The organism is Deltaproteobacteria bacterium (genome assembly GCA_016178705.1).
GTDB lineage: Bacteria > Desulfobacterota > Binatia > HRBIN30 > JACQVA1 > JACOST01.
On sequence record JACOST010000028.1, the window covers coordinates 711,180 to 734,741 of the forward strand.

The 23,562-nt window shown below is 64.0% G+C and carries 20 protein-coding genes; 15 read left to right on the forward strand and 5 right to left on the reverse strand.

Translation table 11 applies throughout. The features are described 5' to 3' along the window. Positions 1-178: 178 nt before the first annotated feature. The 3 genes from HYR72_20195 to HYR72_20205 all read left to right on the forward strand — a co-directional run bounded on the left by HYR72_20195 (position 179) and on the right by HYR72_20205 (position 4,859). Positions 179-2,251: a thioredoxin domain-containing protein gene (locus tag HYR72_20195; GenBank protein MBI1817300.1), complete on the forward strand. Its 2,073-nt coding sequence runs from the start codon at positions 179-181 to the stop codon at positions 2,249-2,251. A 136-nt stretch (positions 2,252-2,387) separates the two neighbouring features. Further along, on the forward strand, positions 2,388-2,960 hold the full coding sequence (locus tag HYR72_20200) for a transposase (protein ID MBI1817301.1): 573 nt from the start codon (positions 2,388-2,390) through the stop codon (positions 2,958-2,960). 903 nt (positions 2,961-3,863) lie between these two features. Next, positions 3,864-4,859, forward strand: a complete 996-nt coding sequence (locus HYR72_20205) for an LOG family protein (protein ID MBI1817302.1) — start codon at positions 3,864-3,866, stop codon at positions 4,857-4,859. 9 nt (positions 4,860-4,868) lie between these two features. Here the strand turns inward: HYR72_20205 and HYR72_20210 are convergent, their stop codons facing one another. After that, a complete protein-coding gene (locus HYR72_20210) occupies positions 4,869-7,316 on the reverse strand; it encodes a hypothetical protein (protein ID MBI1817303.1) in 2,448 nt (815 codons plus the stop codon). A 163-nt stretch (positions 7,317-7,479) separates the two neighbouring features. Between HYR72_20210 and HYR72_20215 the strand changes: the two genes are divergently transcribed. Next, positions 7,480-8,331: a hypothetical protein gene (locus HYR72_20215; GenBank protein MBI1817304.1), complete on the forward strand. Its 852-nt coding sequence runs from the start codon at positions 7,480-7,482 to the stop codon at positions 8,329-8,331. Between the two features lie 207 nt (positions 8,332-8,538). Here the strand turns inward: HYR72_20215 and HYR72_20220 are convergent, their stop codons facing one another. Together HYR72_20220 and HYR72_20225 are read right to left on the reverse strand one after the other, a co-directional pair. Next, positions 8,539-9,993 (reverse strand): aspartate aminotransferase family protein, encoded by a 1,455-nt coding sequence (locus HYR72_20220; protein ID MBI1817305.1) that lies wholly within the window; start codon positions 9,991-9,993, stop codon positions 8,539-8,541. 5 nt (positions 9,994-9,998) lie between these two features. Continuing rightward, positions 9,999-11,012, reverse strand: a complete 1,014-nt coding sequence (locus tag HYR72_20225) for a peptidylprolyl isomerase (GenBank protein ID MBI1817306.1) — start codon at positions 11,010-11,012, stop codon at positions 9,999-10,001. A gap of 162 nt (positions 11,013-11,174) precedes the next feature. Here HYR72_20225 and HYR72_20230 point away from each other — a divergent pair, with 162 nt between their 5' ends. Further along, positions 11,175-12,659, forward strand: coding sequence for a hypothetical protein (locus HYR72_20230; protein MBI1817307.1), 1,485 nt, complete (start codon positions 11,175-11,177; stop codon positions 12,657-12,659). 11 nt (positions 12,660-12,670) lie between these two features. Here HYR72_20230 and HYR72_20235 read toward each other — a convergent pair whose 3' ends face one another. Beyond that, entirely contained in the window at positions 12,671-13,408 is a 738-nt protein-coding gene (locus HYR72_20235; GenBank protein MBI1817308.1) for an SDR family NAD(P)-dependent oxidoreductase, read from the reverse strand. Beyond that, complete coding sequence (locus HYR72_20240) at positions 13,405-14,811, reverse strand: FAD-binding oxidoreductase (protein MBI1817309.1); 1,407 nt, start codon at positions 14,809-14,811, stop codon at positions 13,405-13,407. The genes HYR72_20235 and HYR72_20240 overlap by 4 nt, the downstream gene beginning before the upstream one ends. Before the next feature lie 301 nt (positions 14,812-15,112). On the opposite strand from HYR72_20240, the gene HYR72_20245 reads away from it, so the two are divergent. From HYR72_20245 to HYR72_20290, 10 genes are all read left to right on the forward strand, one after another. Further along, complete coding sequence (locus tag HYR72_20245) at positions 15,113-15,607, forward strand: OB-fold domain-containing protein (protein ID MBI1817310.1); 495 nt, start codon at positions 15,113-15,115, stop codon at positions 15,605-15,607. 20 nt (positions 15,608-15,627) lie between these two features. Next, positions 15,628-16,128, forward strand: coding sequence for a Zn-ribbon domain-containing OB-fold protein (locus HYR72_20250; GenBank protein ID MBI1817311.1), 501 nt, complete (start codon positions 15,628-15,630; stop codon positions 16,126-16,128). A gap of 7 nt (positions 16,129-16,135) precedes the next feature. Continuing rightward, positions 16,136-17,257, forward strand: a complete 1,122-nt coding sequence (locus tag HYR72_20255) for a lipid-transfer protein (GenBank protein ID MBI1817312.1) — start codon at positions 16,136-16,138, stop codon at positions 17,255-17,257. Next, positions 17,254-18,405, forward strand: coding sequence for a thiolase domain-containing protein (locus HYR72_20260; GenBank protein MBI1817313.1), 1,152 nt, complete (start codon positions 17,254-17,256; stop codon positions 18,403-18,405). The genes HYR72_20255 and HYR72_20260 overlap by 4 nt, the downstream gene beginning before the upstream one ends. A gap of 104 nt (positions 18,406-18,509) precedes the next feature. Continuing rightward, positions 18,510-19,322 carry a crotonase/enoyl-CoA hydratase family protein gene (locus HYR72_20265; protein ID MBI1817314.1) on the forward strand — a complete coding sequence of 271 codons (813 nt, stop codon included), beginning with the start codon at positions 18,510-18,512 and terminating at the stop codon, positions 19,320-19,322. Between the two features lie 43 nt (positions 19,323-19,365). Then, positions 19,366-20,712, forward strand: a complete 1,347-nt coding sequence (locus HYR72_20270; GenBank protein ID MBI1817315.1) for a DUF1329 domain-containing protein — start codon at positions 19,366-19,368, stop codon at positions 20,710-20,712. A gap of 52 nt (positions 20,713-20,764) precedes the next feature. Then, positions 20,765-21,484, forward strand: coding sequence for a TetR/AcrR family transcriptional regulator (locus tag HYR72_20275; protein ID MBI1817316.1), 720 nt, complete (start codon positions 20,765-20,767; stop codon positions 21,482-21,484). Continuing rightward, positions 21,484-21,675: a ferredoxin gene (locus HYR72_20280; GenBank protein ID MBI1817317.1), complete on the forward strand. Its 192-nt coding sequence runs from the start codon at positions 21,484-21,486 to the stop codon at positions 21,673-21,675. The genes HYR72_20275 and HYR72_20280 overlap by 1 nt, the downstream gene beginning before the upstream one ends. 35 nt (positions 21,676-21,710) lie before the next feature. Beyond that, positions 21,711-22,628 (forward strand): cyclase family protein, encoded by a 918-nt coding sequence (locus HYR72_20285; GenBank protein MBI1817318.1) that lies wholly within the window; start codon positions 21,711-21,713, stop codon positions 22,626-22,628. A gap of 227 nt (positions 22,629-22,855) precedes the next feature. Beyond that, entirely contained in the window at positions 22,856-23,344 is a 489-nt protein-coding gene (locus HYR72_20290; GenBank protein ID MBI1817319.1) for a hypothetical protein, read from the forward strand. The last annotated feature ends 218 nt before the right edge of the window (positions 23,345-23,562 follow it).

Consider the following 23,562-nt stretch of genomic DNA (forward strand, 5'->3'; position numbering starts at 1 on the left):
GAAGAGGGCAGCCGAAGGAAAGATTTGTGAACCCTCAGCGTTAGAGCATTTTCGACATCCGCCCTTCGTACTTCGTGCCTTCGTGGTGAACTCCCGTGTGCGGCCTCGGGAATCCACTACCTGAGAACCGATGCGCGCTTCAAGGCACGCGACCTTGACCCGTGCGGATGCAAAGCGGATGGTGGCGTTTCGCGAAGGAGCACCTGTGCCGCAACACACCAATCGTCTCATCCACGAATCCAGTCCGTACTTGCGCCAGCACGCGCACAACCCGGTCGACTGGTATGCGTGGGGGGCGGAGGCGTTCGACACGGCGCGCCGCGACCGCAAACCGATCCTGCTCAGCGTCGGCTACTCCGCGTGTCACTGGTGTCACGTGATGGAGCACGAGTCGTTTGAAGACGAGGCGACCGCGGCGCTGATGAATCAACACTTCGTGAACATCAAAGTCGATCGCGAAGAGCGGCCCGACGTCGATCACATCTACATGAACGCGGTGCAACTGCTCACCGGCCGCGGCGGTTGGCCGATGACCGTGTTCCTCACGCCCGACGGCAAGCCGTTCTACGGCGGCACCTACTTTCCGCCCGACGATCGTCACGGTCTGCCGGGGTTCAAGCGCTTGCTGCTCGCGCTCGCCGATGCTTACCGCAACAAGCCCGAGGATGTGCAGAAGAACGTCGGGCAGCTCATGGACGCGATGAAGGCGACCGAGGTGAGCCAATCGACGAATCAGTTGCCCGACGCGGCGTTGTTGCCGCAAGCCGCGGCGGCGTTGGCGCGCGCCTACGACGAGACCCACGGCGGCATCGGCCAAGCGCCGAAGTTTCCCAACGAAGCGGTGTTCGAATTATTCTTGCGCGTCCACCGCACCAGCGGCGACGTGCGGTACCTCGAGATGGTCCTGCACACGCTGCGCGCGATGGCGCGCGGCGGCATCTACGATCAGCTCGGCGGCGGCTTCCATCGCTACTCGGTCGACCAGCGCTGGCTGGTGCCGCACTTCGAAAAGATGCTGTACGACAACGCCCAGCTCGTGCCGCTCTACCTCGCCGCGTTTCAACTGACCGGCGACGCGTTCTTCGCCACCATCGCCCGCGAGACGCTCGACTATGTGATCCGCGAGATGCGCGATCCGGCCGGCGGCTTCTACTCGACGCAAGATGCCGACAGCGAAGGGGTCGAAGGCAAGTTCTTCGTCTGGGATGTCGCCGAGGTGAGCCGTCTGGTCGGCGAGGAGAACGCCGAGATCGTCTGCCGCTACTGGGACGTCACCGACGCGGGCAACTTCGAGGATCGCAACATCCTGCACGTCACGCTGGAGATCGAGCAGCTAGCTAAATTGTTCCGGCGCGATGCCGGCGAGGTCCGACAACTGCTCGCCGATAGCCGTGACAAATTGTTCGCGGCGCGCGAGCAGCGGATCAAGCCCGCGCGTGACGAGAAAGTGCTCACGGCCTGGAACGCGCTGATGATCAGCGCGTTCGCCAAGGCCGCCGAGGTGTTCGACGACTCGAACTATCGCCGCGTCGCAGTGGACGCCGTCGCGTTCATCGAGTCGGCGCTGGCGCGTGGCGATCGCCTGCTCAGCACGTACAAGGACGGCGTTGCCAAACTCAACGGCTACCTCGATGACTACGCGTTCTTCGTCGCCGCGTTACTCGACGTGTTCGAAGCGACCCAAAATCGGCGCTACCTTGATCGCGCCGCCGCGCTCACCGCGTCGATGCTCGCGCACTTCTGGGACGACGCGGCCGGTGGGTTCTTCTTCACCAGCGACGATCACGAAGCGCTGATCGTGCGTAGCAAGCCGGTGTTCGACGGCTCGATTCCGTCGGGCAACTCGGTCGCGGTGCGCAACCTGCTGCGCCTCTATCACTACACCGAGCAGCGCGAGTATCTCGACCGCGCCGAAGCGATGCTGCAAATTTTCGGTGCGCAAATGCGCGAGCAACCGTTCGGCTTCGCGAACATGCTCGGCGCGCTCGATTTCTACACCCAGCAACCCCACGAGATCGTCGTCGTTACGCCAGCCGACGCAGGTGACGAACTGCTACGAAAAATCCGAGGCACGTATCTGCCGAACCGCACGCTGACGGTTGTCGATCCCACGCACAGCGCGTCGTTGCCGACACAGTTTGCCGGCAAGACGCAACGCGACGGCAAGTCGACGGTGTACGTCTGCCGCCGTATGACCTGTTCCGCGCCGGCGACCGAATGGAGCGAAGTGGAAGCTCTGCTCGACGCGTAGGCCACGTTTACTCCCGACAAGGACGCGTCCGCGCAGCGGACTCTACGGGAGAGACGTGCAGACGTAGGGTCCGCTGCGCGGACCATCCCCCCATCGCTGTGCGGACCGTGCGCATCGCTTGTGCTACGCTCCGGCCATGCCCAGGTATCGCCGCGCCGTTGTGCCTGGTGGAACCTTCTTCTTCACGTTGGTGACGGAGCACCGCGCCGGCTTCCTGTGTGACCAGGTGTCGCGTCGATGTTTGCGCGAAGCCCTTCACGGGTGCCAGCAGCGCTGGCCGTTTCACATCGAGGCGTTCGTACTTCTGCCCGACCATCTGCACGCGATCTGGTCGCTGCCGCACGGCGACTCGGACTTCTCCAAACGATGGGCACTGGTGAAGAAGCGTTTCACTCAGGCATGGCTCGCCGCGGGTGGCGTCGAACAGCAGCAGAGTGCGTCGCATCAACGAGATCGCCGACGCGGGGTTTGGCAACGGCGGTTTTGGGAGCACGCGATCCGCGACGACACGGACCTGGCGCGGCACTTCGACTACATCCACTACAATCCCGTGAAGCACGGACTGGTGCGCTGTCCGCATGCCTGGCCGCACTCGTCGTTTCATCGCAAGGTGCGTCTACAAGTGTATCGCGCCAACTGGGCTTGCGCCTGCGAGCGACCGGCAACACCGCTGCGATTCGACGATCTTGATGAGACCGCGATGGAGTAAGAGTGAATCGCGTCCGCGCAGCGGACCCTACGAAGAGGCGTTCCATTGAGGGTCTGCTGTGCGGACCGTATACACGCAGCACACTCGCAACCGGGCGCTCCGCCGCCGCTTCCGACCAAGTCGCTATCAAGCCAGCAACCCGCATCTGTTTGTCGTCGAAACCGTGGCGATGCTAGGCTGACCGCCGCTGGATGAAGACAACTAGGCCGACCGGCCGAATCGTTGTTAGAGGAATTGCATGCGCGTCCAACTCACATTCACTACACTTTTCGTCGTCGCGGTTTCAGGTTGTGCCCTCTGGTCTCCGCGCCTGCGCAGCTCCGTCGTTGACGGAAATTGCATGCGCGCATGGCGCATCTCGTTTCCCGAAGTGCGATTAGATGTGAACGAGCGCATCTTGGCACTGCAGCTCACCATCACGAGGGGGCGAGTCGCTGCAATCAATCACATACCCACGGATTGGTCGATGACTGTGGACGCCGGGTACGCCGATCGACCGTCGGTTTCCGGCAGCGCTGCGCATGGTGCAGGTTCCTTGCTCTCGACAGAGGAACTCCGCTGGTTTGTGACTGTGTGCGAGGTAGGCTCGATGCCGGTAGTAGGGGATCTGCCGTTCACTGTTGAGGGCACGCTCGCCACGAGCACCGATTTCGAGACAACACGTGACCGGACGTTCACAATGCGCGAACTGATCCTCCAAGAGAGCGCTTCTAACAACGCCCCTGCAGACCCACGGTGGGGACGAACCATTGTCGCGAGGTCGAGGCTGGGCTATCCGGCTGAGCCACCTCCGGTGATCTCGACCAATTTCTCTCTGCTTGAAGCAGGCCGTGAGCGGATTTGGTAGTCGCAGACGAGATTGCGCCGTGTCCTGCCGGGTGCCGATTCTGCTAGAGTTCGCTTATGCGTGCCCAACCTCCACTCACTCCGCGTGTCGACTCTGCGCAACGTTACGTCGATGAGCTGATCGCTACCGCGCAGCGTTTGCTCGCTGACGGTGCGAGTATCGGTGATCTCAAGATCGCCAGCGCCGCGCTGAGCGAGATGCGCGAGGCGTTTCGTGTGTTCGCGCCGTATCGTGGCGTGCGCAAGGTCAGCACCTTCGGTTCGGCGCGCACGCAGGCCGGCGATCCTACGTTTCGCCTCGCCGAAGAATTCGCGCGCCGCATCGCGGATGCCGGCTTCATGGTCATCACCGGCGCCGGCGGCGGCATTATGGAAGCGTGTCAGCGCGGCGCCGGGCGCGAGCGCAGCTTCGGCATCAACATCCAGCTCCCGTTCGAGCAGCACGCCAACCCACACATCGAAGGCGATCCCAAGCTGATCCAGTTCCGCTACTTCTTCACCCGCAAACTCTTCTTCCTCAAGGAAGCACATGCGGTCGTGCTCTTCGCCGGCGGTTTTGGAACCCACGACGAAGGGTTCGAAACGCTCACATTGATGCAAACAGGGAAAACCGTGCCCATCCCGCTGGTGCTGCTCGACCGCAAACGTGGCACGTACTGGAAGACGTGGCAGCGCTACGTCGAAGAACACATCTTGCAACGCGGCATGATCGCGAAGGAGGATCTCGCGCTCTACAAAGTCACCGACAGTGTCGATGCCGCGGTCGCGGAGATCACGAACTTCTATCGTGTGTATCACTCCTCGCGCTACGTGCGCGATCGCCTGGTGCTCCGCCTCAATGCCCCGCTGCCGGCGGATTCCCTCGCGGCTCTTGCGGCCGAGTTCGGCGACATCATCGTCGACGGCGGCATCGAACAGCGCCGCGCCTTATCGGTGGAACGCAACGAGCCGGAGATCCTGCACCTGCCGCGGCTGGTGTTTCGCTTCGATCGGATGCACTACGGCCGCCTGCGCATGCTGATCGATCGCGTCAATCAGGCGCCGGTGGAATGATCTTCACGTTCAATTCGCCGGGCACAGCGCCGCCAGCAATTCGACACAGCTCTGGAACATGTGATCGATCGTCGCGTCGTCGCCCAGATCGATGTTGACTCCGCCGGTGCCGGTGTAGATGACGGCATCGGTCGCGTCGCCGAAAGACACATTCACCGTGCCGCCGGTCGGGCACGCGGCGGTGCTGGCGAGCACCAGTGCCATCGGCGTGCTGAACGTGATTGTTCCGCCGAAGCACGCCGAGGTCATGCCGCCGGAGATCTCGATCATGTTAGTCCCGGATGACGCGTCGTCGTGCAGTGCGTACGAGTCGAACGTGGCGTCGAAACTGGTGCCCCCACTGCTGAACATGACGCCGCCATTGACTGTCGTCGTGTAACTCGTCGGGACACACTGCGCGCCGTAGGTATCAACGGCGATCTCGATGCTGCTACCGCTCTCGAATATGGCGGTGCTCGACGTGATCGGCTCGCCCAGCGAGTCTTTCGTGATCACACCGATGGAGCCGGTGAGTTCCAGGATGAGATCGTCGTATCGACAGTCATTGTCGAAGCCCGACAGCGACAGGGTGCCGCTGACGTCCGTGAACGTCGCCACCGTGCTGCCGGTCTGGCTCTGTGTGGTGATCGTCAAGCTGTGAATGGTGACGCTCGCATCGGTGGGGATGTCGATGCCGCAGAAGTCGCCCTGTTGACCCATTGCCGTCACACTCCCGTTGATCGTAATCGTAGAGCCGCCGGTGCCGGTCACGGCGCAATTGGTCAGCGTGATGGCATAACTCGGCGGCCCGAAGTTTGCCGGTGGGCTGAAGCTTTGGCTGCAACCGATCTGGCCGCCATTGCCACCCGGGCAAGTGAATGGGATCGGTCCTAGTGAAATGGCGGCGGCACCCGCACCCGCCATCGGCAAATGACCGAGCAACGCGGACAGCACGTTCGGCAGCACCAGCAGCGCGCTCGAGGTGCTGTCGATGGCTGCGCCCGCGCGGCGTGCGACGCTTCCGACGCCCATAGTTGTTGCAGTCGGCGTGGTGGTGCGCGTCGGCGTTCGGCTCGGTGTCGCGGTCACGCCAAAGAGAAGCGTGGGTGTGGACGACGGAACCGGAGACGCTGACCGCGTTGCGGTGACGGTTGGAGTGGAATGCGTGGCTGTGGGCGGAACAGTCGCGGCGGTGCCGACGCACTGTCCGGATTGGCAGTGATCGTTGCTGGTGCAGGCGTTGCCATCGTCGCACACGGTGGTGCCGGGCTTGTTCTGGGGGTTGATGCACTCGCCGGTGCTCGGATCACACTGTGCGGTCGAACAGTCGCTGTCGCAGTCGGTCGGAAACTGCGTGCACTGCCCGCTCAGCGGGTTGCAGAGGTTGGGCGCACATTTGTTGCCGCTGTCGGGACACGGCTTGAGCTGCGGCAAGCAAAAACCAAACTGGCATTGCGCGCTCAGGATGCACAGATCGAGTCCGGGAAGCGTACACGCCGTGCCGTCTTGGGCCGTCGTGCCGCCAACGCAGTGACCAGCTTGGCAGTGATCGCTGAGCGTGCACGGATCGTGATCGTCGCACACCGTGCCGTTGTCTTTCGGCGTGCCCTTGCACGTCCCGTCGGCTTGGCAAGTATCCATCACCGTACATTCGTCGAAGTCGTCGCACGAACCGATGACAGTCGGCGCGACACTAGGCGAACCGGTGGGTGTGCGAGTAGCCGTTGCAGCGCCCGCGGGCGTGAGCGTGATTGTCGGTGTGTTGGTACGCGTCACCGTGCGCGTCGATGTCGGGGTTCCTGTGGCAGTAATTGTCGTCATGAACGTCAACGTCGGGGTCATCGTGGCAGTGCTCGTCGGGGCGGTGGCCGTTGGTGTTCGCGTCGGCGTGGACGTTACCCCCGAGCCCGTCACGGTCGGGGTTGGTGTCGCCGTCACTGGCTGGCACGAACAGCACGAGCCAATTGACTGACACACTCGCGTCTCGCCTTCCGGACACGTACTCGGATTCGGAATACACGCACCGCACGCGTTGGCGTAGCAACCCGCGCGAATGGTGGGGCACGGCTGGCATTGGTCGGCACAGTACGGCGTGCCTGTGGGTGCGCAGGTTGCCGTCAGTGTCGGACTCTCGGTTGGCGTAGGGGTGAATACACCCGAATGTTCCGTCGCGGTGGGAGTCGGTTCGTCAACGCAGCTGTTGAGCGCGGCGTTTACGCCTTTGATCAACTCTTCGACGGTCACCGAGTGACTGTCGTCGGTGTCGAAGGGCTCGCACGCCTCGATCTGCGCTATGCCGAGGGCGATGTTGACACCAACAATCAACTCCTCGACCGTCACCGCGCCGTCGTGACTGCAATCCCCGACGCATGGCAGTGCGGCCGCGCTGTTTGCACAGACGGCCAGCAGGAGCAGGGCACACGCACTCGCGCGCAGCGAGCATGACAAGGCAGCAAGGACCGCATGGTGGCGTAGCATAGACAATCTCCCCGCGCGCGAACTTTCGTGCGGTCTCTAACAGACGCGGGCGGAAGGTCAACGTCTCCCCCCGACGCTAGCGCGCCGACGCCGCGCTCTGCTATGCAGCAAACCCATCTGTTGTCGTTCACCCGCGCAACGGCGCAGTTGAAAGGAGAGCACCATGGCCTTTCCCATCATTCTGGCTCACGGTATCTGTCGCTTCGACATCCTACTCGGCGGCGGCGAGACTGAAGACAATCGCGACGACGACTCGCGGCACTACTTCAAGAACATTCGCAGCACGCTGCGCAACGAAGGCGGCTTCACCGTGTATCACACGCGCGTGAACTGGGCCGGCAGCGCCGACGAACGCGCCGCCGACTTGAAGCCACAGGTCGAACGCGTGCTGCGCGAAACCGGGGCCGCCAAGGTGAACATCATCGCCCACAGCATGGGCGGGCTCGACGTGCGTCACCTGCTCTTCAATTGTCGTAACGAGCGGCTGCACGAGCGGGTCGCGTCGGTGACCACCATCGGCACGCCGCACCGCGGCACGCGCTTCGCCGACTGGGGCATCGAGCACTTCGGCGAGTTGCAGAAGTTTCTCGACGCGGCGCGGGTCGATGTGAAGGGGTTCCGCGATCTGACCACCGTCGAATGCGCGAAGTTCAATCATCGCCGTGAAGTGATCGCGTTCGAAGCGATCTACAAGTTCGAGGCCCACAATCCCGGTGACGTGCAGTTCCGAACCTACGCCGGGGCGCAGCCGCTGGCGCGCGTCTTTGCTCCGTTGAAGGCTCCCTTCGAGTACATCTTAGTGAACGATGGCGACAACGACGGGCTGGTCTCGGTCGCCTCAGCGACGTGGGACCACCAGTATTTCGTGCCGCCGGTCCTCAACGCCGATCATCTCAACGAGATCGGCTGGTGGGATGAGGATGAGGAATTTCTGCTGGTCTTCGGCGAGAAGCGCGCGCACCTGGAGCGGCGCGTGCAAGATTTCTATCTCACCATCGCGCGCAGCTTGCCTTAGCCCTGATGTGACAGAACATGCGCGGCGGGGTTGCGGTTTGCCCGCACCAGTTGCGCGGCTGGGCAAGGTTTCCCCTGCCATTCTTAACGTCATTGAAGATGAGGTCTTGGGAGGGCGAGGCTCCCGCCGAGCCGCCGCACGATCGCCACACCGGCGGCTCGCCGGAAGGCTCGCCCTCCCAGATTCGCCCACCGATCTATTGTCACATCAGGATTGGGTAGGCGCGGGCTCGCGGAGTTCGGCGCTCACCTCTTCGATTGCCTCGCGCAACGTAGTCGCGATCACGTCGATCTGTTGCGGGGTAATGATCAGCGGCGGACACACCACGACGGTGTCGACACTGGCGCGCACGATCACGCCGCGGCGCAAGGCCGCGCTGCGGATGCGCCACGGAACCTTCAACGGCTCGGGGAACGGCGTCTTGCTCACCTTGTCCTGTACCAACTCGACGGCCGCCATCAATCCGGCGCAGCGCACCTCGCCGACGATCGCCAGTGTGGCGAGTGATTGGAGCCGCTTCTTGAAGGATGGCGCCTTGCGGCGCGCGGCCGGAATCAAGCGCTCGCGCTCGATGATGTCGAGGTTGGCCAGCGCCGCCGCACACGCCGCCGGATGCCCGGAGTAAGTGAACCCTTGATGGAGTGTGAAACTCGGCCCCGCTTGCAGCAGGGTTTGGTACAGCGGCTCGCGCACGATCACACCGCCGAGCGGCAGATAGCCACTGGTCACCGCTTTGGCGAACACCAACATGTCGGGGATCGCCTTCCAGCGTTGAATCCCGAATGGCGTGCCGAGTCGTCCGAAGCCGGTGATCACCTCATCGACGATCATCAGAATGTTGTAGCGATCGCAGATAGCGCGAATGCGTTCGAAGTAACCAGGCGGCGGCTCGACCACGCCACCGACGCCTTGCACCGGCTCGGCGATGAACGCGCCGATGGTGTCGGCGCCTTCGCGCTCGATGATGCGCTCGAGTTCATCGGCACAGGCCAAACCGCATTGCGGGTACGTGAGCCCGAGTTCGCAGCGATAGCAAAACGGGCGCGCCATCCGCACGACGCCGGGCATCATCGGCTCGTAGTATTGATGGAACGCGGGCAACCCCGTGAGGCTCGCCGCCCCGGTCGAGGAGCCATGATAGGCGCGATTGAGCGCGACGAACTTGATCTTGTCCGGTTGCTGGCGCAGCCGCCAGTAGAGCCGCACCAAGCGGATGACGGTCTCGTTCGACTCCGAGCCGCCGGAGGTGAACACGACACGCGTCAGCCCCTTCGGCGCCATGCGGGCGAGGCGCGCGGCGAGCCGGATCGCCGGCTCCGAGGAGAAGCCGAGCAACGTCGGCACGTACTCGATCGCGCGCATCTGTTTGGCAACCGCGCGGGCGATTTCGCTGCGGCCGTGTCCGACCGCCACGTTCCACAGCGACGCCAACCCATCGATGTAGCGCCGCCCCTTACTGTCCCACACGTACACACCGCGGCCCTTGACCAAGCGTACGGTGCCTTCGCTCTCGATGGTCGCCGGCGATCCGAAGCCGTGGATCAAGTGGGCGCGATCCGCGCGCGCAAGTTGAGCGTCAGTGCGATCGACGACGACGCGAGCGCGCCGTGATGATGCGCTCTTCGTGCCCTTCGTGTCTTCGTGGTGCAGTCTTTGTCTCATCAAGGTCAGTGTTTCGCCTTCTTCGGCGCCGGCGTGGGTTGCAGCAGCGGTAGAATAGACACCTGTGCTTGCTTCTTCAGCGTCGCGACGAACTCGTCTTGCTTTTGGCGCTTCTCTTCGTCGCGCAGCAGCGCGGTAATGCTGTCCTGCACATCGGCAAGCGGCGCGTAGCCGGCGGCGCGCTGATCGGTCTGCTTGATGATGTGAAACCCGTAGCGGGTGTGTACCACGCCGCTGACACCACCAGACTTGAGCGCGAACGCCGCCTGTTCGAAGGCGGGCTCCATGGTCCCACGCGCGAAGAAACCGAGGTCGCCACCCTTGCTCGCCGTGACGGGGTCTTGTGAATGTTGCCGCGCCAACTCCGCGAAGTCGCCCCCCGCTTGAATCTGACCGAGCAGCACCTCCGCCTGCTGCTGCGCTTGGGCACGTTGTGGCGCCGTTGCGTCGGGGCCCGCGCGCAGCAGGATGTGGCTGCAGCGGATCTCGGCGTCCCGTTTGAATTGCTGGCGGTTGTCTTCGTAGAAGCGTTTGACGCGATCGGGCGCGACTTGGATGTTCTGCCACGCGGTCTGTTCGAGCAGGTGATTGACGGCCAGCGTTTTGCGGGTGTCGCGACGCACGTCGTCGAGGGTCATGCCGCGCTGCGCCAGCGCCGCGGCGTAGGCGTCGGGATCACCGAAGCGCGCCTTGGTGCGGGCGATGTCGCCATCGATCTCGGCATCGCTCACGACTACGTTGCGTCGTTGGCTTTCTTGGTAGAGCAACTCGAACGCGATCAGCGAGTCGAGCGCGTCGCGGGTGATTTGCTCGACCTGCTTGGCATCCGGCGGCGTGTCCTGCTCGGCGGCGAGGGCTTGCACGATCGCGCGCACCGCCTGCCGATTGATCACCGTGCCGTTGACGCGCGCAGCCACTTCGTCGGCGGCGAGATCGGCCGCCTGCGCCCGGCATGCGACGAGCATCAGGGCCATCGCCACGACGATCCCACCCTCGCCGACGCGCAGAGACGACTTCATGCGGTTTCCGTACCCCAGCGGTCGGGGCCGATCAAGGAACGCGAGTGACCGCTCCGCTGTGTCGTCAGCGCGTGCCGCTTCCGCTTGCCGCAGGGACAGATCTGCGGGTACAAGGGGCGCAGACCGCCCGCGATCAATGCGCGAAGCGAGAGGTAGGAGCGGATGGAACCTATCGTCTTGATTCACGGATACAGCGCCGAAAGCAAGGAGTCGACGCCGGCCGCTATAGCGAAGATCTACGGCACGCTGCCGGAGGCGTTGCGTGCGGCCTACGGCAGCGAGGCGGTTGTCGAGATCGACCTGAGCCGCTACGTGTCGCTTGAAGACGGCGTCACGCTCGACGACATCTCGCGCGCACTCGACCGAGCACTGACCACGGACTTTGCACACCTCGTGCCCGGTCCGTTTCACGTCATCACGCACAGCACGGGAGCACTCGTGATTCGCAACTGGATTCGCATGGCAGGCCGTAAGCCGTCGCCGATCCGCAACTTGATTCACTTGGCCGGTGCGCACCTCGGCAGCGGCTGGGCGCATATTGGAAAGGGGCAGCTCGCAAAGTGGGCGCGGATGGTGTTTCAGGCGGGTGCCGAGCGCGGGGTCCAGGTACTCGACGCGCTCGAATTTGGATCGGATCGCACACTCGATCTCCATCTCCACTTCTTGCACTCCGAAACGGCCATGGCGTCCGTCTATGGCGTCCGCGAATACAGCATCGTCGGCTCGCAACCCGCCGTCGAGTGGTACCCGATCCCGATTCGATATGCGAAGGAGGATGGTTCCGATGGCGTGGTGCGCGTCGCGGCCAGCAATCTCAATATGCACTACTTGCGGTTCGGGCCGACCGCCGCCGCGCTAGCCCTTGCCTGGAAGGATGCGTCGGGAGAACTCGGCAAGCACCTGCGCCGGCGCGGCGCGCGGCAGAGTCTCTACGAGCTCAAGGACAGCTCCCTGCCCGGCGAAGGCGAGCGACCGGAGATTCCGTTCGCAATCCCCTACGAGTGTGCACACACCGGCAAGGATCTGGGTATTGTGGTGGGGACGCACCCGCGCGACCAAGTGCTCCGCCTCGTCCGCCAAGCGCTCGAAACCCCGGCCGCTGAGTGGAGCAGCCGTGTCGCGGACTTCCGCACTGAACTCGATGCGACCTATCAGAAGGTTCTCACACAGCAGGCGCCGTCATGGTGGAAGAAGTGGATCGAGGAGCCGCGCGCTCAGTACGACCGGCACGCACAATTGATTTTTCGCATCCGCGATCAGGATGGACGACCGGTGTTGCACCACGACATCTTTCTCGATTCGGTGCAGGGCAAGGGCGATCCGTCGCTTCCAGTGGGCAGTCTGTTCGAAGATAAACACGTGAACGAAACGTCGCCCCACATCATCGCGTTCTATCTGCGCGCCGACGCCTTCTCCGCTTCCGACGAGACGTGGGTGCCGCGGATCCCTCAAGTCAACGGTTGCTTCTTTGAAGTGACCGCCACCGAGCCCGAGACGGACGAGGTGCTCTATCTGCCGATGCGATTTGAATTCAGCAAGGATGACTTGATCGGGTGGGTGCGGGGGCATCGCACGACTATTGTCGACGTGGAACTGTTGCGCCTGCCCTCGCCGAATGTCTACCGTATGGTCCGCTTCGCGGGATAGCGCCGCCCACTTTAGAACCCAATGCGCCGCATCACGGCACGCGGGAGAAACCGAATTACCAGCATTACCCAGCGCCACATCGCCGGGGCGAAGACCACCGGCGTGCCGCGATCGATGGCTTTGAGAACCGTCCGCGCGACCGCTTCGGGTTCACCGGCGAACGGGGGCGGGGGCAGACCGGCGGTCATGGCAGTTTTGACGAAGCCGGGTTTCACCAAGACGACGCGCAAGCCGTGCGCATGGAACTTGTGATCGAGTCCGTTCAGATAGTGTGACAGCCCCGCCTTGGCGGCACCATAGAGGATCACCGGCTTGCGCGCGCGTTCGCCGGCGACCGAGCTGAACACGCACAACGTGCCGCCACCGGCGGCGAGCAATCGCGTGCGGGCCGCCTCGCAGAAGTGAATCGTGTTGGTGAAGTCGGCGGTGAGCACTCGATCGCGCAGCGCAGTGTCGCGCTCCAACTCGTCTTCGCCGGCGAACAGGCCGGCGGTGACGACGACCGTGTCGAAGCCGCCGAGCGTGGTGCTCGCTTGATCGAGCGCGGGTGCAAAGGTCTCGGGCTTGAGCAAATCGCAGTACGCCGTGCCGACCTCGCCGCGCGCACCGTGAATCTGCAAGTCGGCGGCACTGCGCGCGAGATCATCAATGTTGCGGCCAAGCAGGAACAGATCGTCGCCGCGTTGAGCCATCAGGCGGGCGAGCGCGCGGCCCATCCCCTGGGTCGCGCCGAAGCAAACAATTTTCACGGAGTGTCACCGAACACGCGCACCGACTGCGCGCTGCGCAGCGTGCCGTGCGGATCCCACTGACGGCGGACGCGTTGCCACGCTTCGAGGCGCGGCTCCATGCGGCGAAAATCCTCCGCGCGGGTGAAGGCGTCCTTGGCGAGGTACACGCGTCCGCCTCCGGCGATCACCACTTCGTTGAGCGCGTCGACCAACGCTTGGGTCTGCGCACTCACGGGCATATCGATGGCATACGAAATACCCGGCTTCGGAAACGACAGCATGCCTTTGCCCTCGGCGCCGCAGTCCTTGATGACCACCACGAACGACGGCGCGCGCCAACGGCGCAGGACGTCGAGCAGACGATGGTGCGCCGCGTAGCCGTCAGTCGTTGGAAGCAGGCACTGGTACTGAGTAAACCCGCGTCGACCGTAGAGGCGGTTCCAATCGCGGACGATGTCGAGCGGGTAGAAGAAGCTCTCCGGATGCACGATGCCGTGCGGCGGGCGCGCCGACATTGCGGCGTACACGAAGCGGTTGAACAGTCGACCCATCCACGGTTGCAGAAACCAATCTGGGAACACGGGTGGAACCGGCACCGGCTCGCGGAAGCGCGGCAGCCGCGGCGGCGCCTCACTCGGCTCGGCCCAGCGGCCTTTGTTGAGCAAGCCGCGGCCCATGCGCGGGCCGAAGTCGAGAAAGTCGGCCCAACTCACTGTCAGTGGCCACTTGGTGCTCGCGGCGCGCACGGCGTCGAGCAACGCGTCGAACGTCGGACAAACTTCAGTCTCCTGCCAGATCCACGGCGACGGGATGCGTCGCATGCGGAACTCGACCTCGAGAATGTGACCGGTCAGCCCCATGCCGCCCAGGGTTGCGCGGAACAGCTCGGGCTCTTGGGTGTCGGAGCATTCGACTACGCGTCCGTCGGCAACCCGCAAGAGCAGACGGGTCACGTGCTCGCCGAAGCAGCCGTCGACGTGATGCATCTTGCCGTGCACGTCCGCCGCCACCATGCCGCCGAGCGTGACGAATTGCGTACCCGGTGTGACCGGGGTGAACCACCCGCGCGGCATCGACCATTGCTTCAGCGCCCGCAGCGACAGCCCCGCTTCGGCGCGAAGGATGCCGGTGGCGGGATCGAAGTGAAGCAGGCGATCCGCTAACACCGAGCCGGCCAGCACATCGCGTTCGACGGCGGGCAAGGACGCGTCGCCATACGATCGGCCGAGTCCGCGGCTGAGCGCGGCGCCGTCGGTGATCGCGGCAAGATCCGCGGAACGCCGCTCGCGCCCGCGTGCCACGGGATAGCGTCCCCAGCCGCTCAGTTCGGAGAGTGGAACCTCGGCAGTCGCTGGTGCCGTCGCTGGCTCGCGCTGGGTCTCGGCTTGGCGGTCGCGGATCGAAGTGACGCGCGCGGTCATGCCTGCACTAGATACCGAATCACTGCGTTGAGTGCCACTGGTTTGCAGCGTGTCCCCTCCGACCTGTAGGGGCGACGCATGCGTCGCCCGCGGATGACACGCGCTAGCACGAACAGCGGAGGACGATGCATGCATCGCCCCTACATCGGAGAACGCCCAAGGGAGACAGGTCGGCCCCCTTCTTGACTAACAAACGTTCATTGGGATACAGGCTCGCGAGTTTCATGAAGCTGCGAAGAGTCATCGGTCCCGCCGCCGGCGTGTTGTTGGGCGGAGCGAGGGACGAATCATTGGAGAGCGCATGAGCACTGCAACCCGCGAATCGTCCCACGAATCATCCCACGAATCGTCCATCGCGCCGCTGAGCCAGAAGCAAGTGATGGAGTTTCCCTACAAGCACTCGACCGGCGAAACCGTAGGCCGTTTTCTCGCCGGCCTGAAGTCGCAGAAAAAGATTTGGGGTCAGCGAGTGAGCGGCCAGGGTGTCGTCGTCCCGCCGACCGGATACTCAGAAATCGACGCGTCAGCCGGCGGCGAGTGGGTCGAGGTCAAAGAGACGGGGACAGTCACCGCCGTTGCCAAGGTGCACAAACCAGTTGACGCCTTGCACCCGTCGACGACGCCGTTTGCGTTCGTGCTGGTGAAGCTCGACGGCGCGGACACAGCGCTCGCGCACATTGTGCGGGACGACCTCGCCAAGCTCCGCGTCGGTACGCGCGTGCAAGCGGTGTGGCAAGCGGACGATCAACGTTGCGGTTCGATCCGCGACATCGACTGTTTTCGCGTGATCGCCTGACGGATCAAGAGGGACCAATCATGAACGAACCGCCGCAGGAACCCGTCAAGTACGTCGAATCCAAAGTCTACCTGCCGTACGACTACATCGCCGGCGACTACAAGGCGCGTTACCTGGCCGCGCTCAAGGACAAGCGCATCCTCGGCTCGAAGTGCTCGCAGACCGGCAAGGTGTTCGTTCCGCCGCTGATTTGTTCGCCGGAGAGCTTCGCGCCGTGCACCGAGTTCGTCGACGTTCCGGACCGCGGCGTCATTACCACCTTCTGCACGGTCAACATCCCGGTGATCGGTCGCGACATCGAGCTGCCGTACGTCGCCGCGTCGGTGGCGCTCGACGGCGCGGCAATTTCGATCTTCGCGCTGATCCAAGAGTGCAAACCCGCCGACGTGCGCATGGGCATGCGGGTCGAGGCGGTGTGGAGACCCGATGGCGAGCGCCACGGCGATCACCAGGACATTCTCTACTTCCGACCCACGGGCGAGCCGGACGAGCGGCCCGAGTCGTACATCAATCGACTGTGAGACCAGCATGAGTACCCTGCGCAACGTTGCCATCGTCGGCTTCGCGCAATTGCCGGTGGTCGCGCGCGACGAGCACCGCATCTCGACCGAGATGCTGTACCCGGTCGTGCGCCAAGCCCTGGCCGATTGCGGTGTCGAGCGCGACGCCATCGACTACCAGATCGCCGGCTCCGTCGATTACATGGATGGGCGGCCGTTCGGCTTCGTCAGTGCCCTCGACGTGATGGGCTCGTGGCCGCCGCGCCAAGATCTCCATCTCGAAATGGACGCCGCGTTCTGCGCCTACTACGCGTGGCTGCGGATGCAAACGGGCGACTGCGACTCCGCACTCGTCGTCGGCCATGGCAAGACGTCCGAAGGCGAGCCGGATCGCGTGCTGAATCTACAGCTCGATCCGTACTACCAAGCGCCGATTGGTCTCGACCCCACGTCGAGCTGTGCACTGCAGGCGAGCGCGTACATGGCGCGCACGGGCGCGACCGACACCGACCTCGCTGCCATCGCCGCGCGCAACCGTGCCGCCGGCGCGCGCAATTCGGACAACCAAGTGCGCAGCGCGGCCTCCGCGACCGAGTTGCAGAAAACGCCGTGGGCGGTCGAGCCGTTGCGCAAAGGCTATCTCCCGCCGGTGGGCGAAAGTGCGACGTGCATGATCCTCGCGGCCGAAGGCAAAGCGGAGAAGCTGTGCGATCGCCCGGTGTGGATTCACGGCACGGATCATCGAACGGAGATGCAAACCCTCGGCGCCCGCGACCTCTCGCGCAGCGCCAGCGCGAAGTTGGCGGGTGAGAAGGCGCTGGCGATGGCCGGCTTGTCGCGGGCGAGCGACGCCGACGTGGTCGAACTCTACGCCACCACGCCGGTCGAAGAACTGATCGTGTGCGAAGCTCTCGGGCTGGATGCGAAGGCGGCGCGCCCGGTGATCAATCCATCCGGTGGTCCGTTATGCGCTCACCCGATCATGAGTACTGGCCTTGTCCGCATGGGAGAAATTTTCCGTCAGCTCTCCGGACGCGCCGGCGACCGGGCGGTAGCCAACGCGCGGCGCGGCATCGCGCACGCAATGCAAGGGCATTGCTTGCAACAGAATTTGGTCTGGGTTCTCGGGACCGAGCGGAGGTGGTCATGAAGCGCCCGGTCGCAGTGGTCGGGGTCGGGCAGACCCATCACACGACGCGCCGCTCCGATGTGAACATCGCGGGCTTGGTGCGCGAGGCCGTCGATCTGGCGTTGCGCGATGCCGGGCTCGAACACAAGGACATCGACGCGATCGTCATCGGCAAGGCGCCGGACATGCTCGAAGGCGTGGCGCAGCCGGAGCAGTTTCTCGCCAGCGCCGTTGGCGCGCACATGAAGCCGATGCTGCGCGTGCACACAGCCGGATCAGTCGGCGCATCGACCGCGCTCACCGCGGTGACGCACGTGGCATCCGGACTGTACGATCGCGTGCTCACCATCGCCTTCGAAAAGCAGTCGGAAGGCAACGCGATGTGGGCGCTGTCGCCGAACATGCCGTTCGTCGCGCCGCTGGTCGCCGGCGCCGGCGGGTTCTTCGCGCCGTATTGTCGCGCGTACATCGCCAAGACGAACTGCCCGCCGCACATTGGCCCGATGGTGGCCGCCAACGCGCGCGACAACGCCACGCGCAACGAGTACGCGCACCTTCGCGAGCCGATGACGGTCGACGACGTGCTGAATTCGCCGATGCTGTGGGACCCCATCCGCTTCGGCGAAACCTGTCCGTCGTCGGACGGCGCGATCGCGATGGTGGTGGCGTCGGAGGCGACTGCGAAGAAGGGCCCGCGCAAGCCGGCGTGGATCAAGTCGGGGTACTCGTACGCGGAGGCGATGTGGGTGCCGGGGCGCGATCAAGTCAGTCCGCGCGCCGGCCGGGTGTGTTCGCAGGCGGTCTACGACAAGGCCGGCATCACCGATCCGTGGAATCAGATCGACGTGGCCGAGATCTACGTACCGTTCGCCTGGTTCGAACCGATGTGGCTCGAGAACCTCGGATTCTGTGCGGTCGGCGAAGGCTGGAAGATCGTCGATCGTGGCGAGCAGAAGTTCGGGGCGCACTTGCCGATCAATCCCTCCGGCGGGGTGTTGTGTTCGAATCCGATCGGCGCGTCGGGGATGATTCGATTGGGCGAAGCCGCGCTACAGGTGATGGGCCGCGCCGGCGCGCATCAAGTCGAGGGCGCCAAGACCGCGCTCGGTCACGCCTACGGCGGCGGCGCGCAATACTTCGCGATGTGGATCGTCAGCAGCGAGCTGTAGAAAGCAGTAGGCGGTCGGCAGGGGGCGGTAGGCAGCAACCCCGCCTTCCCCAAAAAACAATCGTAGGGTGGGCATCGCCCACCAATTGATTGATGAGGAGTGAAATGTCTGAGCCAGCAATCTTGTACGAGAAGCGCGACGGCATTGCTGTCGTGACGATGAATCGTCCGGAATTTCGCAACGCGATCAATCCCGAGATGTTGTGCCGCCTCGCCGATGCGTGGCAGGACATCAACGACGATCCGACCGTGCGCGTCGCCATTCTCACCGGCGCTGGCGACAAGGCCTTCTGCGCCGGCGCCGATCTCGATCGCCTCGTGCGCATGATGCAGGGCTTGCGTCCGCCCGAGAGCGAGTACGACGAACGTCTCAAGAACGACGTCAGCATCATCTACAAGGGGTTGTTGCGAAACTACCGCGTCACCAAGCCGCTGATCGCCGCGGTGCGCGGCTTCTGCGTTGCCGGGGGCACCGAGCTGCTCACCACCACCGACATTCGGATCGCCGGCGACGATGCTCGCTTCGGTCTCGCCGAGGTGAAGTGGAGCCTGTTCCCGATGGGTGGCTCGACCGTGCGCTTACCGCGGCAGATCTCGTACTGCAACGCGATGGAGATCCTGCTCACCGGCGAGCAACTCTCCGCCGAGCGCGCGCTGCAGATGGGATTGATCAATAAGGTCGTCGCACCCGAGCAAGTCATGCCGGAAGCGCTGCGCTACGCCCGCATCATGAATGAGGCGGGCCCGCTCGCCGTCCAAGCCGTGAAGCGCTCGGTGGTGGAAGGGATCGGCCTCTCGCCGGAACAGGCTTTGGAGAAGGAACTCGAGATCGGCATCCCGGTCTCGATGTCGGAAGATTGTCGCGAAGGCACCAAGGCCTTCAAGGAAAAACGCAAGCCGATTTTCAAGGGACGGTGAAACGTCCACACCCAAATCGACTCGCCACGAACTGAGGTACCGCATGAGAAGCCACATCTTGACCCCTGTCGCGCTTGCGCTCTTGCTTGGCGCGTTCACCCCAAGTCGATCCGCGCAGGCGGCGGGCGAAGAAATCGCTCCCGGGTTGCACGTCGGCGACACGTTGGATCAAAGCAATGCCGACCTCGCCAAGGATCTGCTGCCGCCGGAGATTTTGAAGCACTACAAGAATGGCGACTACCGCAACAAGATCGTGGCGTACCCAACCGGCAACGCGCATTGGGAGAAAGCGTTCACGGAAGCGACCGAGAAGAACGCGGCCCAGCTCGACGTCGACGTGCGCGGAACGATCGTCGAGAAGGGCACCGGCAAGCAGCCGGCGTACTACTACGGTCTGCCGTTCCCCATCATCGACGAGAAGGATCCCAAGGCCGCGGTCAAGATCGTCTGGAATCAGTTTCTGGCCTACTGGGCGGGTGGTAACTCGTACAACAAAACGCTGGTGGTCATGCTCAATCCGAAGAGTACCGACCGGACCCTCGGCGCCAACGGCTGGTTCAATTTCCTCGATGGGCAGAGCGTCAAATACCGCCAACCGAATCCGATGAACTTGCAGAGCCAGTTTCTCGGCGTGACGACGATGCCGGCCGATCTGCAAGGCACCGCGTCGCTCTCGTGGCGCTATCGCGACGCCGACAAGCGCGATTCGGTGTGGGCCTTCATCCCCGCGTTGCGCCGCGTGCGCGCGGTCAGTCCCGCCAATCGTTCCGATGGCTATCTGGGGTCGGACATCAGCGGCGACGACGGCTTCTTCTTCGACGGCAAACCGGAGGACTTCGAGTGGAAGCTGGTCGGCAAACGCGACGGGCTCCGCTTGGTCGATCCCAACGCGATCGCGGGTCCGTTGAATATTCCGCCGGCACCGGGTGGTGGCTGGAGCACGCTCAGCGCGATCAACCCGCCGACGCTGGGATACGTCACGCCAGGCTGGACGGGCATCACCTGGGCGCCGGTCGATTTGATGTTGGCTAAGCGACAGTTTTGGATCATCGAGGCCATCCCGCACGACAAGTACTACCTCTACGGCCGCCTGCAGTTGTGGATCGATGCCGAGACCTGGGACGGCGCATGGAATAGCAAGTTCAACTGGACCGGCGAGCAAGTCCATACCTACCAACTCACCGCACGCGTGAATCACAAGGCGGGAGATGGCGCTGACCCCGAGTGGCTCCCGGCTGGCACCATGGTGTACGCCTGTGCCGAGAATACGAAGATGAACCGCGCCACGTGCAGCGGGATGCGCGCCGATGCCCAGTCGCCGTTCTATCGCCGCGTGCCGTTGGAACCCGAACTATTCGACTCGACCGCGCTGACGCGCTTCGGAAAATAGTCGCGGACGAAACTTCCACGATGACGCGCGAGACGCGGCGGCGCGGTAGTCAATGAGCCGGCGCACCGCAACCGCGGGCAACGGCGGAAATGGCGCCGGGGAAGGTCGCGCGACCCGCGACCTTATTCTCGATGCCGCCGAGCAGCACTTCGCTGCGCGCGGCTTCGCCGGCGTGTCGCTGCGTGCGATCGCCACCGACGCTGGTCTGAAGAATCCGGCCAGCCTCTATACGCACTTCCGCAACAAGCGCGCGCTCTACGAGTCGGTCTTGGCGCGTGGCCTCGATCCGATCAGCCGCGTCATCGCCCTGAGCGGGCGCGGCGGGCAGGCACCGAGCCTGTTTCTCGATCGCGTGTTCGACTGTTTGATTGCGCATCCGCACTTGCCCCGCTTGATTCAACGCGCGGCGCTCGATGACGGCGCGCACTTGCGCACGGCCCTGACCGCGCAACTGCGCCCGCTATACGGCACGGGCATGCGCGTGCTGGCGGGCACGACGCGTGGCTGGCCACGCGCGGACTTGCCGCATGTCGCCGCCGGTCTGTATCAGCTCATCTTCGGCTACTTCGCCAACGCGACGCTACTGGCCGCGGTTGCCCACGGCGATCCGCTCAGCCCGGCGGCCCTCGCGCGGCAACGCCGCTTTCTCAAGCGCGCGGTCGCGCAGTTGCTGGGCGCGAACGGTGCGGGTAAACGTGGCGCGAATGACTTGACAGCCGACGCGGCCGCAGCGCAAGGTGCCGCAGACATCCGAACTCGTGCGAGGGAATGATGAAAGTTCTGGTCAACTACGATCTCTGCGAAGGCAACGCCGTGTGCGTGAAGGTATGCCCCGAAGTGTTCACCCTCGGCGATGACGATCGCGCCTATCTGGTGAACAAGAGCCCAGGCGACGACGTTCGCGCCAAGGTCGAAGCGGCCGTGCGCCGCTGCCCGCGGCAAGCGCTGTCGATCGAAGGCTGACTCCGTCGCTTCATCGACGGGTCGGAAACCAATCGATGGAGAAAATCCACGCGCTGGCGAAGCAGGTCTCCAACTGGGGGCGCTGGGGTGCCGACGACGAACGCGGCACGGTCAACTTCATTACACCCGACGTCGTGATGCGTGCCGCCGCGTGCGTGCGGCGCGGCCAGGTGTTCAGTCTCGCTTTGCCGTTCAACGCCGACGGGCCGCAGATCGGCCAGGGCGGGCGCGTCAATCCCATCCATGTGATGAGCGCGGTCAACAGCGGTTACGGACCCGAGGGCGGTTTTCGTTTCGCCGACGACTTGGTGGTCATGCCGCTGCAATGCGCGACGCAGTGGGACAGCCTGGCGCACGTCCACTATGGCGGCCAGCTCTACAATGGATTTCCCGCGTCGACGACGACCTCGGCGGGCGCTGCGCGCAACTCGATCGACAAGCAAGCCGCCGGCATCGTCTCGCGTGGGGTGCTGCTCGATCTCGCGCGATTGCACCAGGTGGATCGGTTGCCGGTCGGCCGCGCCATCACGCCCGACGACCTCGAAGCCGCCGAGCGCGCCCAACACGTGCGCGTCAGCAGCGGCGACGTGTTGCTGCTGCGCACGGGCCACATCACTGTCTTTACCAAAGACGGCGACAAGACCGCGTACATGAAACAGATGCCCGGCCTCGGCATGGCGTCGGTCGAATGGCTGCACGCGCGCGAAGTGGCAGCGGTCGCCACCGACACCAGCGCGGTCGAAGTGATCCCGTTCGAAGATCCGACGACGCCACTGCCGGTCCACATGCTGTGCATCCGCGACATGGGCCTGACGCTCGGCGAGATGTTCAACCTCGAAGCCCTCGCCGCCGATTGCGCGCAGGATGGAGTGTACGAGTTCCTCTTCACCGCGCCGCCGTTAACCGTCACCGGCGCAGTCGGCTCGCCGCTCAATCCGTTGGCGGTGAAGTGAAGCGGTCGATTGCCGCGCACGATTCAGCTACGCTCTCGTTCGCATGTCGCTCACCGATCGCCAGCGCCGGGTACGCACTGCGACGACGCGAGTCGTTCGACCTGACACCGCGGCGGCGCGGGATCTCTCTGCCGCCGATGATGCGTATTGGGAGCACATTCCGTTGGACCAGCGATTCGCTTTCGCGTTCGAATTGAGTATGCAGCAATGGCGGCTGCACGGGTGGGATGGCGATTCGGCTAGCCAAAGACTTTCGCGATCTGTTACGCGAGTTCGTCGACCAGCGGGTGCGCTTCCTCGTCGTCGGCGCCTACGCCCTGGCGGTGTTGGGAAGACCGCGGGCGACCGGTGATCTCGATGTCTGGGTTGAGCCAACGGTCAGCAACGCTCGCCGGGTCCGCAAGGCGCTCGTAAACTTCGGCGCCCCGCTGCATGACTTAACAGCGAAGGATCTCGCGACTCCAGGCGTGGTGTTCCAGATCGGGCTGCCACCGCTCCGAATCGACATTCTGACGCAACTCACCGGACTCGACTTTCTCGCGGCCTGGGGGCGTCGCATGGAGGCCGACTTTGATGGCGTTCGAGTCGATATCATCGGTCGCGACGACTTCCTGCTCAACAAACGCACGATAGGACGGACGAAGGATCTAGCAGACGTTGAGCAGTTGGAACCGCGGAAACGTCCTCGACGTGTAAAGCCGGCGCGCCCCACTTGACCGACTGTCGGCTCACTCCGGAATGGGCACGCAGGTACCGAGCTCGCTGTAACACTCTCCCTTGACGCACGAACCACCGAGACACGGCGCGTCAGTCGTACAACCAGTTCGCTCGCAGCTCTTTGGAGTCGAGCCCGTAAAGCTGAAGCAGGCAAAGTACTGCGGGCAATCGGAATCAAGTGAGCACGGACGGCGAACGCAGTGATGCGATGAGGCAC

Bases quoted from the DNA above. Each gene is read 5' to 3' on its own strand.
- HYR72_20200 (MBI1817301.1), top strand. From the start codon at position 2,388: ATGCCCAGGTATCGCCGCGCCGTTGTGCCTGGTGGAACCTTCTTCTTC.
- HYR72_20215 (MBI1817304.1), top strand. From the start codon at position 7,480: ATGGCCTTTCCCATCATTCTGGCTCACGGTATCTGTCGCTTCGACATC.
- HYR72_20285 (MBI1817318.1), top strand. From the start codon at position 21,711: ATGGAGAAAATCCACGCGCTGGCGAAGCAGGTCTCCAACTGGGGGCGC.
- HYR72_20230 (MBI1817307.1), top strand. From the start codon at position 11,175: ATGGAACCTATCGTCTTGATTCACGGATACAGCGCCGAAAGCAAGGAG.
- HYR72_20275 (MBI1817316.1), top strand. From the start codon at position 20,765: ATGAGCCGGCGCACCGCAACCGCGGGCAACGGCGGAAATGGCGCCGGG.
- HYR72_20210 (MBI1817303.1), bottom strand. From the start codon at position 7,316: ATGCTACGCCACCATGCGGTCCTTGCTGCCTTGTCATGCTCGCTGCGC.
- HYR72_20290 (MBI1817319.1), top strand. From the start codon at position 22,856: ATGGCGATTCGGCTAGCCAAAGACTTTCGCGATCTGTTACGCGAGTTC.
- HYR72_20250 (MBI1817311.1), top strand. From the start codon at position 15,628: ATGAACGAACCGCCGCAGGAACCCGTCAAGTACGTCGAATCCAAAGTC.
- HYR72_20240 (MBI1817309.1), bottom strand. From the start codon at position 14,811: ATGACCGCGCGCGTCACTTCGATCCGCGACCGCCAAGCCGAGACCCAG.
- HYR72_20245 (MBI1817310.1), top strand. From the start codon at position 15,113: ATGAGCACTGCAACCCGCGAATCGTCCCACGAATCATCCCACGAATCG.
- HYR72_20260 (MBI1817313.1), top strand. From the start codon at position 17,254: ATGAAGCGCCCGGTCGCAGTGGTCGGGGTCGGGCAGACCCATCACACG.
- HYR72_20280 (MBI1817317.1), top strand. From the start codon at position 21,484: ATGAAAGTTCTGGTCAACTACGATCTCTGCGAAGGCAACGCCGTGTGC.
- HYR72_20195 (MBI1817300.1), top strand. From the start codon at position 179: ATGGTGGCGTTTCGCGAAGGAGCACCTGTGCCGCAACACACCAATCGT.
- HYR72_20255 (MBI1817312.1), top strand. From the start codon at position 16,136: ATGAGTACCCTGCGCAACGTTGCCATCGTCGGCTTCGCGCAATTGCCG.
- HYR72_20265 (MBI1817314.1), top strand. From the start codon at position 18,510: ATGTCTGAGCCAGCAATCTTGTACGAGAAGCGCGACGGCATTGCTGTC.
- HYR72_20220 (MBI1817305.1), bottom strand. From the start codon at position 9,993: ATGAGACAAAGACTGCACCACGAAGACACGAAGGGCACGAAGAGCGCA.
- HYR72_20270 (MBI1817315.1), top strand. From the start codon at position 19,366: ATGAGAAGCCACATCTTGACCCCTGTCGCGCTTGCGCTCTTGCTTGGC.
- HYR72_20205 (MBI1817302.1), top strand. From the start codon at position 3,864: ATGCGTGCCCAACCTCCACTCACTCCGCGTGTCGACTCTGCGCAACGT.
- HYR72_20225 (MBI1817306.1), bottom strand. From the start codon at position 11,012: ATGAAGTCGTCTCTGCGCGTCGGCGAGGGTGGGATCGTCGTGGCGATG.